Below are 15,637 nucleotides of genomic sequence, written 5' to 3'. Positions count from 1 at the left end.
ACCGGGGGCGGCCTGTCGCTGCCCTCGGTCCACCCGGACGACGCGCAGGGGGAGGGCGCTGGAATGGAGGCGGTTCTTGAGGCGCGCGGGATCACGAAACTGTTCCCCGGGACAAAGGCGCTGGACGCGGTGGACCTTGTTCTCGCCCGGGGCGAGGTCCAAGCGCTGCTGGGAGAGAACGGCGCGGGCAAGTCCACCCTGATCAAGTGCCTGACCGGCGCCTATGCGCGCGACGGCGGAACGGTGCTGCTGGACGGCCGGCCGGTCGCCCCGCGCAGCACCGCCGACGCCCAGGCGCTGGGCATCGGCACCGTCTATCAGGAGGTGAATCTGCTGCCCAACCTGACAGTGGCCGAGAACCTGATGCTGGGACGCGAGCCGCGGCGGCTGGGCCTGACCCACCGCCGCAGTGCCTGCCGCGAGGCGGCGCGGATGCTGGCGGACTATGACCTCGACATCGACGTGACCCGGCCGCTGGACGGCTATTCGGTCGCGATCCAGCAGATCGTCGCCATCGCCCGCGCGGTTTCACTGTCCGACAAGGTGCTGATCCTGGACGAACCGACCGCCAGCCTTGATGCGGCCGAAGTCGAGCGGCTGTTCGGCATCGTGCGACGGCTGCGCGACCGGGGGCTGGCGATCGTCTTCATCTCTCATTTCCTCGACCAAGTTTATGCCATCTCGGATCGCCTGACCGTGCTGCGCAACGGCCGAAACGTCGGGGGCGGCCCCATGGCCGAAGTGGACCGGCTGGCGCTGGTCAACATGATGCTGGGCCACGATCTTGCGCAGGCCGAGACCGGGCACCGTGCCCGCGCGCCCGGCGATGGCCCCCCGGCGGCACAGTTCCGCGGCTTCGGCCGCCGTGGTCGGGTCGAGCCCTTCGACCTGACAGTCCGCAAGGGCGAGATCGTGGGCCTCGCGGGGCTTCTCGGCTCGGGCCGAACCGAGATGGCCGAGGCAATCTTCGGGATCGACGGGCATGACAGCGGCACGGCCGAGGTCGGCGGCACAGCGCGGCGGCTGGATAGCCCGCGTGCCGCCATCCGCGCCGGAATGGGCTTCTGTCCAGAGGACCGCAAGACTGACGGCATTGTCGCCGATCTGGGCGTGCGCGAGAACATGATGCTGGCGCTGCAGGCCCGGCGCGGATGGACCCGCCCCGTTGCGCGACGCGAACAGGACCGGATGGTCGCCGACTACATCCGCCGCCTCGACATCCGCACGCCCCATGCCGAGAAACCGGTGGGCGAGCTGTCGGGGGGCAACCAGCAGAAGGTGATCCTCGCCCGCTGGCTGCTGATGAACCCCGACTTCCTGATCCTGGACGAGCCCACGCGCGGCATCGACGTGGGCGCCCATGCCGAGATCATCCGCGTCATCGAGGAGCTTTGTGATCGCGGCATGTCGCTGCTGGTGATCTCGTCCGAGCTGGACGAGCTGGCCACCTATTCGGACCGGGTGATCGTCATGCGTGACCGCCGCCAGGTGGCCGAGCTTGCGGGCGCCGAGGTCAGCACAGGGGCGATCGTCGCGGCCATTGCCGCCGCTCCGCAGCAAAGGACCGCGCCATGACCCTGCCCGCCGGTCTTGCCCGTATCCTGCCGATGCTGGCGACCTTGGCGCTGCTGGTTGTCGCGATCAGCCTGGTCTCGCCCGGCTTTCTCGACATCTCGGTGGCGAACGGGCGCCTATACGGCAGCCCCATCGACGTGCTGAACCGCGGCGCCCCTGTGGCGCTGCTGGCCATCGGCATGACGCTGGTGATCGCGACCGGCGGCATCGACCTGTCGGTCGGTGCCGTCATGGCCATCTGCGGCGCGGTGGCGGCGAAGATGGTGACGCTGGGCTATCCGCTGCCGGTGACGCTGCTGGCGGCGCTGGCGACCGGCGCGGCCTGCGGGTTGTGGAACGGGCTGCTGGTTTCGGTGCTGCGCATCCAGCCGATCATCGCCACGCTGATCCTGATGGTAGCCGGGCGCGGCATCGCGCAACTGGTGACCGAGGGGGCGATCCTGACCTTCTCGGACCCGGGTTTCGCCTTTCTCGGGTCGGGCGCGGCCCTGGGCGTGCCATTCCCCGTCCTCTTGTGGGCCGCCGCCGCCGTCGGCACGATCCTTGTCCTGCGCCGCACCGCGCTGGGCTTCCTGATCGAGGCGGTCGGCATCAACGCCCGCGCCGCCTATCGCGCCGGCGTGAACACGCGGGCCACGATCATCGCCGTTTACGTCGTCTCGGGCCTCTGCGCGGCGCTGGCCGGGCTTGTGGTGACGGCGGATATCCGCGGCGCCGACGCCAACAACGCGGGGCTGTGGCTCGAGCTTGACGCGATCCTCGCGGTGGTGATCGGCGGCAACTCGCTTCTGGGGGGACGCTTCTCGATCATCGCCTCGCTGATCGGGGCCATGATCACCCAGACGGTCAACACCGGCATCCTGCTGGCGGGGTTCCCGCCCGAATACAACCTGCTGATCAAGGCCTGGATCGTGCTGGTGATCCTGCTGGTGCAATCGCCGCGCCTGCGGCCGCTGCTGGCCCGCCGCAGGGCCATGCGACAGGGAACACCGACATGAGCGCGCGCCTTCTGCCCTTTGCCGTCACCTGCGCCATCTTCGTTCTGGCCTATGGCCTGGCCTGGTTGCAGTTCCCGGCCATCCTGTCCACGCGGGTGATCGGCAACCTGCTGACCGACAACGCCTATCTCGGCATCGTCGCGGTGGGCATGACGGTGGTGATCCTGTCGGGCGGGATCGACCTGTCGGTGGGCGCGGTGATCGCCTTCTCGGGCGTGTTCATCGGCGTGATGCTGCGCGACACGGGCCTGCACCCCTATGCCGTGTTCCTGCTGCTGCTGGTGATCACGACGCTTTTCGGCTTGGCCATGGGTGCGGTCATCCACCTGCTGGAGATGCCGCCCTTCATTGTCACGCTTGCCGGCATGTTCATGGCCCGCGGCGCGGCCTATGTGCTGTCGATCGACTCGATCCCGATCCGGCACCCGGCGATCGAGGCGATCCAGTCCGCCTACTGGCTGATGCCAGGAAAGGGCCGGCTGACGCTGATCGCGGGGCTGATGCTGCTGACGGTGGCGGCGGTCACGCTGCTGATCCACCGCAGCCCCTTCGGCACCCGCGTGATGGCGGTTGGCGGGGACGCCCGCACGGCGCGCCTGCTGGGCGTCCATGTCGGCCGCACCACGGTGGCGGTTTACGGCCTGTCCGGCTTCTGCGCGGGCCTCGCCGGGGTGGTCTTCGCCGTCTACACCTCGGCCGGCTATTCGCTGGCGACGGTCGGCACCGAGCTGGACGCCATCGCCGCCGTCGTGATCGGCGGCACGCTGCTGACCGGCGGCAGCGGCTTCGTGCCGGGAACCCTGATCGGCGTGCTGATCATGGGGCTGATCCAGACCTACATCGTCTTTGACGGCACGCTGTCCAGCTGGTGGACCAAGATCGTGATCGGCATGCTGCTGTTCGGCTTCGTCGCCCTGCAGAGGGGTCTGGTGCACTTGCGAACCGGAGACCGGGCGGCGCGGCGCCGTGCAACTCGCCAAGCAGAAGGACAACGCGCAACCGCCTGAATATCGGCCTGCGGAGCAGGGCAGGTCTCAGGACCGTAGCCCCAAGGCAGGATGGGTGAACTGAACCGCTGCTGGTTCATCGCGGCGTGGATCACCGGCTTCACGGCTATTCAGCCCGCGGCGGCATGGGCCGCAGGGCCGGCTTCACCCGGACAATCTATGAGCGAAGCGGAATCCTTGCTGTTCCTTGACCTACAAGGGATCGTGAGATGCTGCTCGAAAGAGAAGGCTCCCTCGAGGTGATCCGAGCGGCGGCGGCCTTATGAAGGCGGGCCGGGCCGGACGCCTGCCTGGGTTTCGTCCATGTCGTCCACGCCTCTGATCCCGAGGGCATGGACACCGTCGTTCCCAAGGGGATGGTGGGCGGCGCCGGAGCCTCGCTGCTGGTTTCGGATGCCGATCGGCCCGAGGTCGTCGGCGTTCCTCATCTGCCGGCGGCATTCCCCGTTCCGCCCGAGACTGTGACGACGCTTGCCGCCGGACAGTAGGCATCCGGGGCAGGGTGAGGGTGCCATGTGGGGCTCGCAATCCATGTCGGCTGCCATGCTGCAGTTCATGGCGGCCTACATCGTGGTCGTGCCTGGTCCGGTCGCCCTGACGATGGGCGGCTATGCCGCCCTTCACGGGTTCAGGCGGACCATCCCGCTGCTGGCCGGGATCGCGATGGGGACCGCCACGCTGATGGGCGCCATCGCCTGGAGCGCCATCCACCTGGCCTCGGGCCCGTCGCTTCCGACGGTTCAGGCGGCGGTTCCGCTGGTGCTGATCTGGCTGGCCGGGCGGCTGCTGCGTTCCGCCCGTGCCGAAGCTGCCGGCGCTGATATGCCTCCGCCCCGCCTGTGGCTCGAGCTGTTCGCCCAGGACGCTGCCGTCGCCTTTCTCGCCCCGCAGAGCGCGTCCTTGTTCACGATCGCCTTTCTGGAGGTGTTCCGGGACCACGACAGGATCGCCACCCTGGTGGCCGTGACCACGTCGATGAGCATTGCCTGGTACACGCTGATCGCGCTTCTGTTCTCGCTTTCCTCCATGCGCTGGGCAGCCCTGCAGTATCGCCGCATCATCTGCCGGGCCGCGGCCGCCGGGCTTCTGCTGATGGCGATGGTCTCTGTTCTTTCAACGCGCATGACGCAAATGCTGCCATGACGGCCGTCGGCCATCCGGCGGCAGCCTTGGTCGTCACAGACAGGCGCGGGTCTGTCGCTTTGTCCCGCAATCCACGCTGTCGGGGACCAGGTTATGAGGGCCCGTCGCCCATCGACGCCGCAGGTCGCCCTAGTGCATCGCCAGGATCCTTGCCGGGCCGCCGGTGCCGCCGCGATGCTTCGGCGCGCCGATGAAGATCGTGGCGCCGCTGGCCGGAAGCTGTTCCAGATTGGCCAGCCCCTCGATCCCGAAGCGGCCCGAGGGCAGCCAGGAATAATGCACCGCGAAGTCGGGGGAATTGCCGGGGTCCAGCGACAGGGTGTCCACCCCGATCGAGGCCGCCCCCGTCTGGGCCAGCAGGTCGGTCGCCGCTTTCGAGAAGCCGGGGAAGGCCAGCGTGCCGTCCGGCAGGTTGCGCCACGCCGGGTTCCCGATCCTGGCCGTCCAGCCCGAGTTCATGGCCACGCAGGCCCCCGCCGGGATCTCTCCATTCGCGGACACCCAGGCCTCGATGTCCGCGGGCTCGACCACGGCGTTCGGGTCCTCGGCCGCCCTGGCGGAAATATCCACGATGCACAGAGGCGCGATCAGGTTCTCGACCGGAAGCGCATCGACCGAGGTTCCGCCTTCGGCGAAATGCAGCGGCGCGTCGATATGGGTGCCCGTGTGCTCGAAGATCGTCAGCTTGAAGAGGTGATAGCCGTCGGGATCGAAGTTCTTGTCCACCTCGTAGAGGATGCCGGGCTTGCCGTCGAATGTCGGAAAGTCGCTGTCATAGGCATGGGTCAGATCGACCACCCGTCCTTTCGCCTGCGCCAGCACCGGCCGCGCGGACAGCGCGCCCGCGGCCACGCCCATCGCCGCAGTGGCCGCAGCGCCTGAAAACAGGCTGCGGCGCGAGAGCATGTGGCTTTTTACGTTCTCGATCAGGCAGGCCGTGCACATGGGGCGTTCCTCGGTTGCGGTTTGCCTCAGGGAACGGGGCGGCGCCCGAGGCTGTCAAGGTCGGCGCCGGGTGAGGGGGGAAGTTCCGCGCCTTTCCCTGGCCGCGCGGTCATGGTTGCCGGAAACTTCGCCATTCGACCGTTCCGATCCGCCGAAACAGGGTCGGGGCAGGTTGATCATCGGTTCCTTTGCGACGTATCGCCTTGCCGCCGAGGCCCGGACTCGGTCCCTGTACGAGAACAAGAATGACCGATCTGTCCCTCGGCTCCTCGGGCGGCACCGGAGAGCTTCGCCGCACGCGCGTCTTTTCGGTGCTGGCGCTTGCCGCGGCAACTTATGGCGGCCTGTTTGCGGCCGGCCTGCATGTCAACGCCGTCGTCCTGTCGATCGTGGCGATGATGACGCTCTGCCTGCTGCGCCTGCCCGTCGCGGTGGCGCTGGTCTCGGCGGCGGTGCTGGGGGGCCTGCAGGCGGGCCTGTCGATGACCGAGACGATTGCCGCCTTCAACGGGAACCTGCTGATCGGCTCGCAGGTCGGCATGACCTATGTGATGATCGGCGCCTTCGCCGTCGCGCTGGCCCGCAGCGGGTTGCTGGAACTGCTGGCCGCGAAGATCTCGGGCCATCTCGGGACCGGCGAGGCCGCCGCCAGCCGGGGCGTCAGGTGGAGCCTGCTGCTGATCCTCTGCGCGGCCTCGGTCATGTCGCAGAACCTGATCCCGGTGCATATCGCCTTCATCCCGGTGCTGATCCCGCCGCTCCTGGGCGTCATGAACCGCCTGCGCCTGGACCGCCGCGCGATCGCCTGCGTGCTGGCCTGCGCGATCAGCTCAAGTTACCTGCTGCTGCCGACGGGCTTCGGCGCGATCTTTCTCAACGACATCCTGCTGACCAATCTGAACGAGGTCGGCGCGGACCTGGGCCTCAGCGTGACCGCCGACATGGCGCCCCGGGCAATGTTCCTGCCGGTGATGGGGATCGTGGCGGGGATGTTCGTCGCCGTCTTCATCACCTACCGCAAGCCGCGCGACTACCTTGCCGTCGAGAGCGAGGCACCTGCCGCCAGCAAGCCGCCCGTGACCCTGAAGCCCGCGCAGCTGCTGGCGACCCTTGCCGCGCTGGCGGTGGCGCTGGTCTGCCAGATCAGGTTTGAATCGCTGCTGGTAGGCGCAATGGCCGGCTTCATCATCCTCGGCTTCGCGGGCATCTTCCGCTGGCAGGAACAGGACGATGTCTTCACCGAGGGCCTGCGGATGATGGCGCAGGTGGCCGTGATCATCACCCTCGCCTCGGGCTTCGCGGGCGTGCTGTCCGCGACCGGAGAGGTCCAGCCGCTCGTTTCGGCCTCGGCCTCGTTCATAGGGGACAACAAGGCGCTGGGCGCCGCGATCATGCTGCTGGTCGGGCTGTTCGTGACGATCGGCTTCGGCGATTCCTTCGCCTCGGTCCCGATCTTGGCGCCGGTCTATGTGCCGCTGGCGCAGGCGCTCGACTTCTCGCCGCTTGCGACGGTCGCCCTTCTTGGGGCCGCCGCGGCGCTGGGTGATGCCGGGTCGCCGGCTTCTACCATCACGCTGGGCGCAACGGCCGGGCTGAATGCGGACGGGCAGCACGACCACATCAGGGACAGCGTGATCCCGACCTTCATCCACGCGAACTTCGGCATGGTGCTGTTCGCCTGGATCGCCGCGCTGACGCTTTGAACCCCGCTCATTCATGAAGGCAATTTCAGGCTGCGCCTGCATGGCGCCCGCAACAGAGGCAATCAGGACCACATGAACAATCTGGAAACTTTCCTCGGGACGGTCGGGGGGATCGTCTGGGGTCCCTTCATGCTGATCCCGCTGCTGCTGGGAACCGGCATCTACCTGACCTTCCGCCTGGGTGGCATCCAGTTCCTGCGCTTGGGCGCCGCGCTGCGCCTGGGCCTGATCAAGCGCAAGGATGACGATGCCGAGGGCGACATCTCGCAGTTCCAGGCCCTGACCACGGCCATGGCCGCCACTGTCGGCACCGGCAACATCGTGGGCGTCGCCACGGCCATCGGCATCGGCGGCCCCGGCGCGCTGTTCTGGATGTGGGTCACGGCGCTGCTGGGCATGGCGTCCAAATACTCCGAGGCCTTCCTGGGCGTCCGCTTCCGCACCACCGACACGGCGGGCGAGAAGTCGGGCGGGCCGCAGTACTACCTTGAGCGCGGCATTCCCGGCCGCTTCGGCAGGTTCCTGGCGCTGGCCTTCGCGATCTTCGCCGTCTGTGCCTCGTTCGGGATCGGCAACATGACGCAGGGGAACTCGATCGCCTCGAACCTGGAACGCAGCTTCGCCGTGCCGACCTGGGCCACGGGGGCGGTGCTGGCGGCACTGACGCTGCTGGTGCTGGTGGGCGGCATCAAGTCCATCGGCAAGGTCACGGCGGGCTTCGTTCCGGCGATGATCCTGTTCTACGTGCTGGGCGCGCTTTATATCCTCGCCGCGAACATCGCCGCCGTTCCCGCCGCCTTTGGCGAGGTGTTCAGCCAGGCCTTCACCGGCACCTCGGCCGCCGGCGGCTTTTTGGGCTCCACCATCATGATCGCCGTGCAATACGGGGTCGCGCGGGGGATCTTCTCGAACGAGTCCGGCATGGGCTCGGCGGCCATCGCAGCGGCCTCGGCCCAGACCACGCATCCGGTGCGGCAGGGGCTGGTGTCGATGACGCAGACCTTCATCGACACGATCATCGTGGTCAGCTGCACCGGCCTTGTCATCATCACCACGGGCGTCTGGACCCAGACCGACCCGGCGACGGGCCAGCAGATCTCGGCCGCGATCATGACGGGCGAGGCCTTCACCCACGGGCTGCCGGGCCAGTGGGGCCACTGGATCGTCACGGTCGGGCTGGTGCTGTTTGCCTATTCCACCATCCTCGGCTGGGCCTATTACGGAGAGCGCAACGTCGAGCGGCTGGTCGGGCGCCGGGGCGTGATGCCCTTCCGGGTCCTGTTCTCGGGCGTGGTGTTCTTTGGCTGCACGGTGCAGCTTGGGGTCGTGTGGAACTTCTCGGACGTGATGAACGGGCTGATGGCGATCCCGAACCTGATCGGGCTGCTGATCCTGTCCGGCCTGATCGCCCGCGAAACCCGGCACTACCTGCGCCACGACCCGAAGCTCGAAGCCTCGCGCGCCGAGATCGAGGCCTTCATGCAGGGCCAGCCGGGATGGGAGGAATGGAAGGCCTCCGAGCGTTCCGTTCACCGCTGAGGCAGGGTCCGAGGACCGGACACCCTGCATGGCGAAAATGAAATCGAGGCAGCCGGGACAATGGACCGGCTGCCTTTTGCATGTGCGGGACCGGGCATCCGGGGTAATGCCGAACTGCGATCCCATGCGCGGATGCCCGCGCGCGAACGACTGGCCGGAACAAGGCAGGGGGAACCTCTGCCCTTTTGCATGAGGAAGCTGACGATCATGGACCTGGACATCAGGGGACTGCGCGTTCTTGTCACCGCGGGCGCGAACGGCATCGGGCTTGCCATCGCACGCGCCTTTGCGGCCGAGGGTGCGCGGGTCCACGTCTGCGACGTGGATCAGGAAGCGCTTTCGGGGCTGAAGGACAGCGATCCCGGCATCACCTCGACCCGCTGCGACGTGTCCGACCGCGCGCAGGTCGCCCGGCTGTTCGACGAGGCGCTGGCGGCGCTGGGCGGGTTGGATGTCCTTGTCAACAACGCGGGCGTCGCTGGCCCCACCGCGCGGGTCGAGGACGTGGACCCGCATGACTGGGACCGCACGCTCGCCATCAACATCACCGGCATGTTCAACTGCGTGCGCCTGGCTGTGGCGCCGCTGAGGGAAAGCGCCAACCCCTCGATCATCAACCTGTCCTCGATCGCGGGGCGCTTCGGGTTCCCGCTGCGCTCACCTTATTCCGCCTCGAAATGGGCGGTCGTCGGCTTCACCAAGACCCTTGCGATGGAGCTTGGCGAACACGGCATCCGCGTCAACGCCGTCCTTCCCGGCGTGGTCGAGGGCGACAGGGTGCGGCGCGTGATCGAGAACAAGGCCCAGGCGCGCGGCATCAGCTTCCGCGAGATGGAGGCGGAGCTGCTCGGCAACATCTCGATGCGGACAATGGTGACGCAGCAGCAGATCGCGGACCAGATCGTCTTCATGTGCTCGCCGCGCGGGCGGACGATCTCGGGGCAGGCGATCTCGATCGACGGGGACGCGCAGTCGCTGGCCTGAAAGGGGCATTGGAGTGATCCGGCAAAGACGGGGCTGCCGCAGGACCGGACATGAGATGCAGCCAGGCCAGACGCTTGGCGGATCGCTGCCTGTGTTTCGCGCCTGCCCGCGCGATCGCCAGAATGCCCAAGGCTTCCGCAGCATGGGGCATGGTGCGAGATTTCACGCAGCCTCGGACCCGCCTCCACCTGTCTCCTCCGGGCAGGTCGGTAAAGTTGGGGCATGTTCGATCACACTCCACTTCAACGCAGCGACGGTGAAGCCCGCATCGCCCTGAAGGATGGCCGGATTGCCGCCTTGAGGCAGTCCGGCTCTGCCAAGGTCATGCTGCCGCGCACCCATTCGGGCGCGCCGGAGATCGTGTTCCTCAACACCTCGGGCGGGCTGACCAGCGGAGACCGGCTGGAGTATTCCGTCACGCTCGGCGCCGGAACCAGGGCGCGGGCCACCACGCAGACCGCCGAGCGCGCCTATCGCGCCGAGGACGGACCCGCGCGGGCCATCGTGACGCTGGAACTGGGGGCAGGGGCCTCGCTGGACTGGCTGCCGCAGGAGACGATCCTGTTCAACGGCGCCAGCCTGCAGCGGCAGACCCGCGTCGAGATGGCCGGGGACGCCCGCTACCTGGGGATCGAGACGGTCGTGCTGGGCCGCGCCGCGATGGGCGAAACGGTGGCGCGGCTGATGCTGGAGGACAGCCGGACCATCCGGCGCGATGGCCGCCTGCTGCTGCTGGACCCTCTGAGGCTGACTGATGCCGCCCTTGCGCGCGCGGGCGGGATGGCGCTGCTGGGCGGCGCGCGCGCCTTTGCCACGCTGATCTTCGTCGCGTCCGAAGCGCAGGCCATGCTTCCGGCGCTTCGCGCGGAGCTGGACGAGCCAGGCGTGCAGGGCGCCGCCTCGGCACTGGAGGGGCGGCTGGTGCTGCGTTGCCTTGCCGCCGACGCCTGGCCCCTGCGCCGCCAGATGCTGCGGCTGGTCGAGCGGCTTCAGCCCGGCGCCACCCCCAGATGCTGGCAGAACTGAAGGACGCCCATGAACCTGACCCCCCGAGAAAAGGACAAGCTGCTGGTCTCGCTTGCCGCGATGGTCGCGCGCGGGCGGCTGACGCGCGGCGTCAAGCTGAACCACCCCGAGGCGGTGGCGCTGATCACCGACTTCGTGGTCGAGGGCGCCCGCGACGGCCGCAGCGTCGCCGATCTGATGGAGGCGGGCGGCCGGGTCATCCGCGCCGAGGACTGCATGGAGGGCATCCCCGCGATGATCGAGACCGTGCAGGTCGAGGCGACATTTCCCGACGGGACCAAGCTCGTCACCGTCCACCATCCCATCCGATAGGAGATTTCGATGAAGCGCCTGCTATCCCTTGCCCTGATGGTCCTTCCCGGCGCGGCGCTGGCCCATCCGGGGCATGACGCCGGCAGCTTCGGCGGCGGCTTTGCCCATCCGATCGGCGGGACGGACCACGTGCTGGCAATGGTGGCCCTTGGGCTGCTGGCCGCGCAGGCGGGTGGCCGCGCGCTGTGGCTGCTGCCTGCCGCCTTTGTCTCGGCCATGCTGGTGGGCGGCGCGGCGGGGTGGGCCGGGATGCCCTTCGGCGCGGTCGAGCCGGTGATCCTCGCCTCGGTGATCGTTCTTGGGGCGCTGGTGGCGATGGCCGCGCGCCTGCCGCTGGGCGTGATGGTCGCGATGGCGGCGGGTTTCGGCTTTGCCCATGGCTGGGCGCATGGGGCGGAAGGCCCAGCCGAGGGGCTGTTGTCCTATGCCCTCGGCTTTGCCGTTGCGACGGCGCTGCTGCATGGCGCGGGCATCCTCATCGGACGTGCCGCCGCCCGGCCCCTGCTGCGCGCGGCGGGCGGGATGACCGCCGTGGCGGGCCTCGCGCTGGTCGTAGGAGGCTGAGATGATCCCCGGAGAGATCATCCCCGCCGAAGGCTCGATCACCCTGAACGAGGGCCGCCCCGCGATCACCCTGATGGTCGCCAACACCGGCGACCGCCCCGTTCAGGTCGGCAGCCATTATCACTTCGCCGAGGTGAACGCGGGCCTCGACCTCGACCGGGACGCGGCGCGCGGAATGCGCCTCGACATCCCCGCCGGCACCGCCGTCCGCTTCGAGCCGGGACAGCGGCGCGAGGTGCGGCTGGTGTCCTTCGGGGGCGACCGTGCCGTCTGGGGGTTCAACGGTGAGGTCATGGGGGCTCTGGATGCCGGTTGAGATTTCCCGCGCGGCTTACGCGGACATGTTCGGCCCCACGACCGGCGACCGGGTGCGGCTGGGCGACACCGCGCTGGTGATCGAGGTCGAGCGCGACCTGACCATCCATGGCGAAGAGGTGAAGTTCGGCGGCGGCAAGGTCATCCGCGACGGCATGGGCCAGTCGCAGCTGACCCGCGCGGCAGGCGCGATGGACACGGTCATCACCAATGCGCTGATCCTCGACTGGACCGGCATCACCAAGGCCGACGTGGGCCTGCGCGACGGCCGGATCGCCGCCATCGGCAAGGCTGGCAATCCCGACACCCAGCCCGGCGTTACCATCGTCATTGGGCCGGGGACCGAGATCATCGCGGGCGAGGGCCGCATCCTGACCGCGGGCGGCATCGACTGCCACATCCACTTCATCTGCCCGCAGCAGGTGGAGGACGCGCTGCATTCCGGCGTCACCACCATGATCGGCGGCGGCACCGGACCCGCGCATGGCACGCTGGCGACCACCTGCACGCCGGGCCCCTGGCACATCCGCCGGATGCTGGAGGCCGCCGACAGCCTGCCCGTGAACATCGGCCTTGCCGGCAAGGGCAACGCCAGCCGCCCCGAGGCGCTGATCGAACAGATCCGCGCCGGGGCCTGCTGCATGAAGCTGCACGAGGATTGGGGCACGACGCCAGCTGCCATCGACTGCTGCCTGACGGTGGCCGAGGCCCATGACGTGCAGGTGATGATCCACACCGACACGCTGAACGAATCCGGCTTCGTCGAGAACACGCTGGCCGCCATCGCCGGCCGCACGATCCACGCCTATCACACCGAGGGCGCGGGCGGGGGACACGCCCCAGACATCATCCGCGTGGTCGGCTCGCAGAACGTCATCCCGTCCTCGACCAACCCGACGCGGCCCTATACGCGCAACACCATCGAGGAACACCTCGACATGCTGATGGTGTGCCACCACCTCGACCGCTCGATCCCCGAGGACGTGGCCTTCGCCGAAAGCCGCATCCGGCGCGAAACGATCGCGGCCGAGGACATCCTGCACGACCTCGGGGCCTTCAGCATCATTTCCTCGGACAGCCAGGCGATGGGCCGCGTGGGCGAGGTCATCACGCGCACATGGCAGACCGCCCACAAGATGCGGATCCAGCGCGGGCGGCTGGAGGGCGAGAAGGGCGGGAACGACAACCTGCGCGCCCGCCGCTATGTCGCCAAGTACACGATCAATCCCGCGGTGGCGCATGGCATCTCGGCCCATGTCGGCAGCGTCGAGCCCGGCAAGCGCGCCGACCTGGTGCTGTGGCACCCGGCCTTCTTCGGGGCCAAGCCCGAGATGGTGCTGGTCGGCGGGCAGATCGCAATGGCGCAGATGGGCGACCCGAACGCCTCCATCCCGACACCGCAGCCTATGTATTCGCGGCCCATGTTCGGCGCGCTGGGCCGGGCGCGGCACTCGGCCTCGGTCAGCTTCGTGAGCCATGCGGGGCTGGAGGCGGGCTGCTGCGATGGCCTCGGCAAGCAGGCCGTTGCGGTCGCGGGGACGCGCGGCATCGGCAAGGCCGACATGCGGCTGAACGACGCGACGCCCGTGATCGAGGTCGATCCCGAGACCTACGAGGTCCGCGCCGACGGCCAGCTTCTGACCTGCGAGCCGGCGAGTGAACTGCCGCTCGCCCAACGCTATTTCCTGTTCTGAGGCCCCCATGAGCGACATCGCGGAAACAATGCAGGATCTCGGGACCGCCGAGGCGGTGCTGGAGCAAGGCCACGGGCGACCCGTCGCGGGGCACGTCGTGCTGGACTACGAGGCCCGCTGCCTGCGCCGCAAGCGGCTGGTCACGTCCGAGGGCGCCTCGTTCATGGTGGACCTGCCGCAGACGATCAGCCTTGCGCCGGGCGCCGCCTTCGCGCTGGCGGACGGCCGCGCGGTCGAGGTCGTCGAGGCGCGCGAGCCCGTCCTGCGGATCGAGGGCGACCTTCCCACCCTTGCCTGGCACATCGGCAACCGCCACTGCCCCTGCGAGATTGCCGCCGACCACCTCGTGATCCGCGTCGATCCGGTGCTGGAGGCAATGCTGCTGCAACTCGGCGCGAAACTGACACGCAGCCTCGCGCCCTTCCGGCCGCTCGGCGGGGCCTATGGGCACGGGCGGACCTTTGGGCACAGCCACTGACACGGGCGGCCTGCTGCTGGTGCAGCTTCTGTCCCCGGCCTTTCCGACCGGGGGTTTCGCCTATGCTCAGGGGCTGGAATGGGCGATGGACAGCGGTTCGGTCCATGACGCGGCATCGCTGGCCGAGTGGCTCGCCGACGTGCTGGACCATGGCAGCGGCTGGTCGGACGCGGTGCTGCTTTCGCTGTCTTTGCGGACCGGGGCGGATCACGCGGGACTGGACGACCTCGCCCGCGCGCTGTGCCTGACGGCCGAGCGGCTGACCGAGACGCTGGAACAGGGTGCGGCCTTTGCGCGGACCGCCGCGCCGCTGACCGGGACCGAGGCCAGCCCGGCGGCGCTGCCGGTGGCGGCGGGACGGGCCTGTGCGCCTTTGGGTCAGCTCCCGGCGCGGGTCATCGCGCTTTACCTGCACGGGCAGGCGCTGAACCTCGTGCAGGCGGCGGTGCGCTTCCTGCCCTTGGGGCAGACCGAGGGGCAGCGCGTGCTGGCCGGTCTTTCCCCCCTGATCCTGCGGCTGGCTGATCAGGCGGCAACCGCCACCGAAAATGATCTGGGCACCTGCGCCATTGGCGCCGAGATCGCGCAGGCACGACACGAAACCATGCAGACGAGGATCTTCAGGACATGAGCAACGGCCCCCTTCGCGTCGGCATCGGCGGCCCCGTGGGCGCCGGCAAGACCACCCTGACGGAAAAGCTGGCGGCGGCGCTCGCCCCTCGCCTGTCGATGGCGGTTGTCACCAACGACATCTACACCCGCGAGGATGCCGAGGCGCTGATGCGCGCCCAGGTCCTGCCGTCCGAGCGTATCCGCGGCGTCGAAACCGGCGGCTGCCCCCATACCGCCATCCGCGAGGACGCCAGCATCAACCTTGCCGCCATCGCGGACCTGAATGCGGCCTTTCCCGACCTCGACCTCATCCTGATCGAGTCGGGGGGCGACAACCTCGCCGCGACCTTCTCGCCGGAACTGGCGGACCTGACGATCTATGTCATCGACACGGCGGCCGGGCAGGACATCCCGCGCAAGAAGGGGCCGGGGCTCGCGCGGTCGGACCTGCTGGTGGTGAACAAGACCGACCTCGCGCCGCATGTGGGCGTGGACCCGGTGCTGCTGGAATCCGACGCCCGCGCGGCGCGTGGCACGCGGCCGGTCGTGATGGCCTCGCTGCGCGGCGGGCGCGGGGTGGATGAGGTTGCCGATTTCATCATCCGCGAGGGCGGGCTGACCCTGCGCGCCTAATTCGCGGGCAGTGGTGCGTGCAGATGGCGCAGGTTTCGCCAGAAGCGGTCGGAAACAGCAGAAGCCGCCAGCCTTTCGTTGCCGCATTTCCGGCCCGTTGATTTGCTGC

17 protein-coding genes are annotated in these 15,637 nt (G+C 68.8%); 16 read left to right on the top strand and 1 reads right to left on the bottom strand.

What is annotated here, in order from left to right; genetic code table 11:
* Nucleotides 1–63 precede the first annotated feature (63 nt).
* The 5 genes from ACFFII_RS01570 (at nt 64) to ACFFII_RS01550 (ending at nt 4,723) form a co-directional block, all read left to right on the top strand.
* Complete coding sequence (locus tag ACFFII_RS01570; RefSeq protein ID WP_377697127.1) at nt 64–1,575, top strand: sugar ABC transporter ATP-binding protein; 1,512 nt, start codon at nt 64–66, stop codon at nt 1,573–1,575.
* Nucleotides 1,572–2,573, top strand: a complete 1,002-nt coding sequence (locus tag ACFFII_RS01565) for an ABC transporter permease (protein WP_377697126.1) — start codon at nt 1,572–1,574, stop codon at nt 2,571–2,573. Before ACFFII_RS01570 ends, ACFFII_RS01565 begins: the two co-directional genes overlap by 4 nt.
* On the top strand, nt 2,570–3,580 hold the full coding sequence (gene yjfF, locus ACFFII_RS01560) for a galactofuranose ABC transporter, permease protein YjfF (protein WP_377697125.1): 1,011 nt from the start codon (nt 2,570–2,572) through the stop codon (nt 3,578–3,580). The genes ACFFII_RS01565 and yjfF overlap by 4 nt, the downstream gene beginning before the upstream one ends.
* A gap of 332 nt (nt 3,581–3,912) precedes the next feature.
* Complete coding sequence (locus ACFFII_RS01555; protein ID WP_377697124.1) at nt 3,913–4,068, top strand: hypothetical protein; 156 nt, start codon at nt 3,913–3,915, stop codon at nt 4,066–4,068.
* A 25-nt stretch (nt 4,069–4,093) separates the two neighbouring features.
* The gene (locus tag ACFFII_RS01550) at nt 4,094–4,723 is read left to right on the top strand and encodes a LysE family translocator (RefSeq protein WP_377697123.1); all 630 of its coding nucleotides are present in this window, start codon (nt 4,094–4,096) and stop codon (nt 4,721–4,723) included.
* A 129-nt stretch (nt 4,724–4,852) separates the two neighbouring features.
* Here the strand turns inward: ACFFII_RS01550 and ACFFII_RS01545 are convergent, their stop codons facing one another.
* Nucleotides 4,853–5,668 (bottom strand): cyclase family protein, encoded by an 816-nt coding sequence (locus ACFFII_RS01545; RefSeq protein ID WP_377697122.1) that lies wholly within the window; start codon nt 5,666–5,668, stop codon nt 4,853–4,855.
* Nucleotides 5,669–5,913: 245 nt separating this feature from the next.
* On the opposite strand from ACFFII_RS01545, the gene ACFFII_RS01540 reads away from it, so the two are divergent.
* The 11 genes from ACFFII_RS01540 (at nt 5,914) to ureG (ending at nt 15,528) form a co-directional block, all read left to right on the top strand.
* Complete coding sequence (locus tag ACFFII_RS01540; protein WP_377697121.1) at nt 5,914–7,371, top strand: Na+/H+ antiporter NhaC family protein; 1,458 nt, start codon at nt 5,914–5,916, stop codon at nt 7,369–7,371.
* A 72-nt stretch (nt 7,372–7,443) separates the two neighbouring features.
* Entirely contained in the window at nt 7,444–8,910 is a 1,467-nt protein-coding gene (locus tag ACFFII_RS01535) for an alanine/glycine:cation symporter family protein (RefSeq protein ID WP_377697120.1), read from the top strand.
* Between the two features lie 189 nt (nt 8,911–9,099).
* On the top strand, nt 9,100–9,894 hold the full coding sequence (locus ACFFII_RS01530) for an SDR family oxidoreductase (protein WP_377697119.1): 795 nt from the start codon (nt 9,100–9,102) through the stop codon (nt 9,892–9,894).
* Nucleotides 9,895–10,116: 222 nt separating this feature from the next.
* Nucleotides 10,117–10,920 carry an urease accessory protein UreD gene (locus ACFFII_RS01525; protein WP_377697118.1) on the top strand — a complete coding sequence of 268 codons (804 nt, stop codon included), beginning with the start codon at nt 10,117–10,119 and terminating at the stop codon, nt 10,918–10,920.
* A gap of 9 nt (nt 10,921–10,929) precedes the next feature.
* Nucleotides 10,930–11,232, top strand: coding sequence for an urease subunit gamma (locus tag ACFFII_RS01520; RefSeq protein ID WP_377697117.1), 303 nt, complete (start codon nt 10,930–10,932; stop codon nt 11,230–11,232).
* Nucleotides 11,233–11,241: 9 nt separating this feature from the next.
* Nucleotides 11,242–11,796, top strand: a complete 555-nt coding sequence (locus tag ACFFII_RS01515; protein ID WP_377697116.1) for a HupE/UreJ family protein — start codon at nt 11,242–11,244, stop codon at nt 11,794–11,796.
* A gap of 1 nt (nt 11,797) precedes the next feature.
* On the top strand, nt 11,798–12,112 hold the full coding sequence (locus tag ACFFII_RS01510; protein ID WP_377697115.1) for an urease subunit beta: 315 nt from the start codon (nt 11,798–11,800) through the stop codon (nt 12,110–12,112).
* Nucleotides 12,102–13,805, top strand: coding sequence for an urease subunit alpha (gene ureC, locus ACFFII_RS01505; RefSeq protein WP_377697114.1), 1,704 nt, complete (start codon nt 12,102–12,104; stop codon nt 13,803–13,805). The genes ACFFII_RS01510 and ureC overlap by 11 nt, the downstream gene beginning before the upstream one ends.
* A 28-nt stretch (nt 13,806–13,833) precedes the next feature.
* The gene (locus ACFFII_RS01500; RefSeq protein ID WP_377697143.1) at nt 13,834–14,283 is read left to right on the top strand and encodes an urease accessory protein UreE; all 450 of its coding nucleotides are present in this window, start codon (nt 13,834–13,836) and stop codon (nt 14,281–14,283) included.
* A complete protein-coding gene (locus ACFFII_RS01495; protein WP_377697113.1) occupies nt 14,267–14,914 on the top strand; it encodes an urease accessory protein UreF in 648 nt (215 codons plus the stop codon). The genes ACFFII_RS01500 and ACFFII_RS01495 overlap by 17 nt, the downstream gene beginning before the upstream one ends.
* Entirely contained in the window at nt 14,911–15,528 is a 618-nt protein-coding gene (ureG, locus tag ACFFII_RS01490) for an urease accessory protein UreG (RefSeq protein ID WP_377697112.1), read from the top strand. Before ACFFII_RS01495 ends, ureG begins: the two co-directional genes overlap by 4 nt.
* The last annotated feature ends 109 nt before the right edge of the window (nt 15,529–15,637 follow it).

The organism is Paracoccus niistensis, from assembly GCF_042432925.1.
GTDB classification, from domain to species: Bacteria; Pseudomonadota; Alphaproteobacteria; order Rhodobacterales; family Rhodobacteraceae; genus Paracoccus; species Paracoccus niistensis.
The sequence above is the reverse complement of the archived record's forward strand: the minus strand, read 5'-3'. Positions and strand labels throughout refer to the sequence as shown.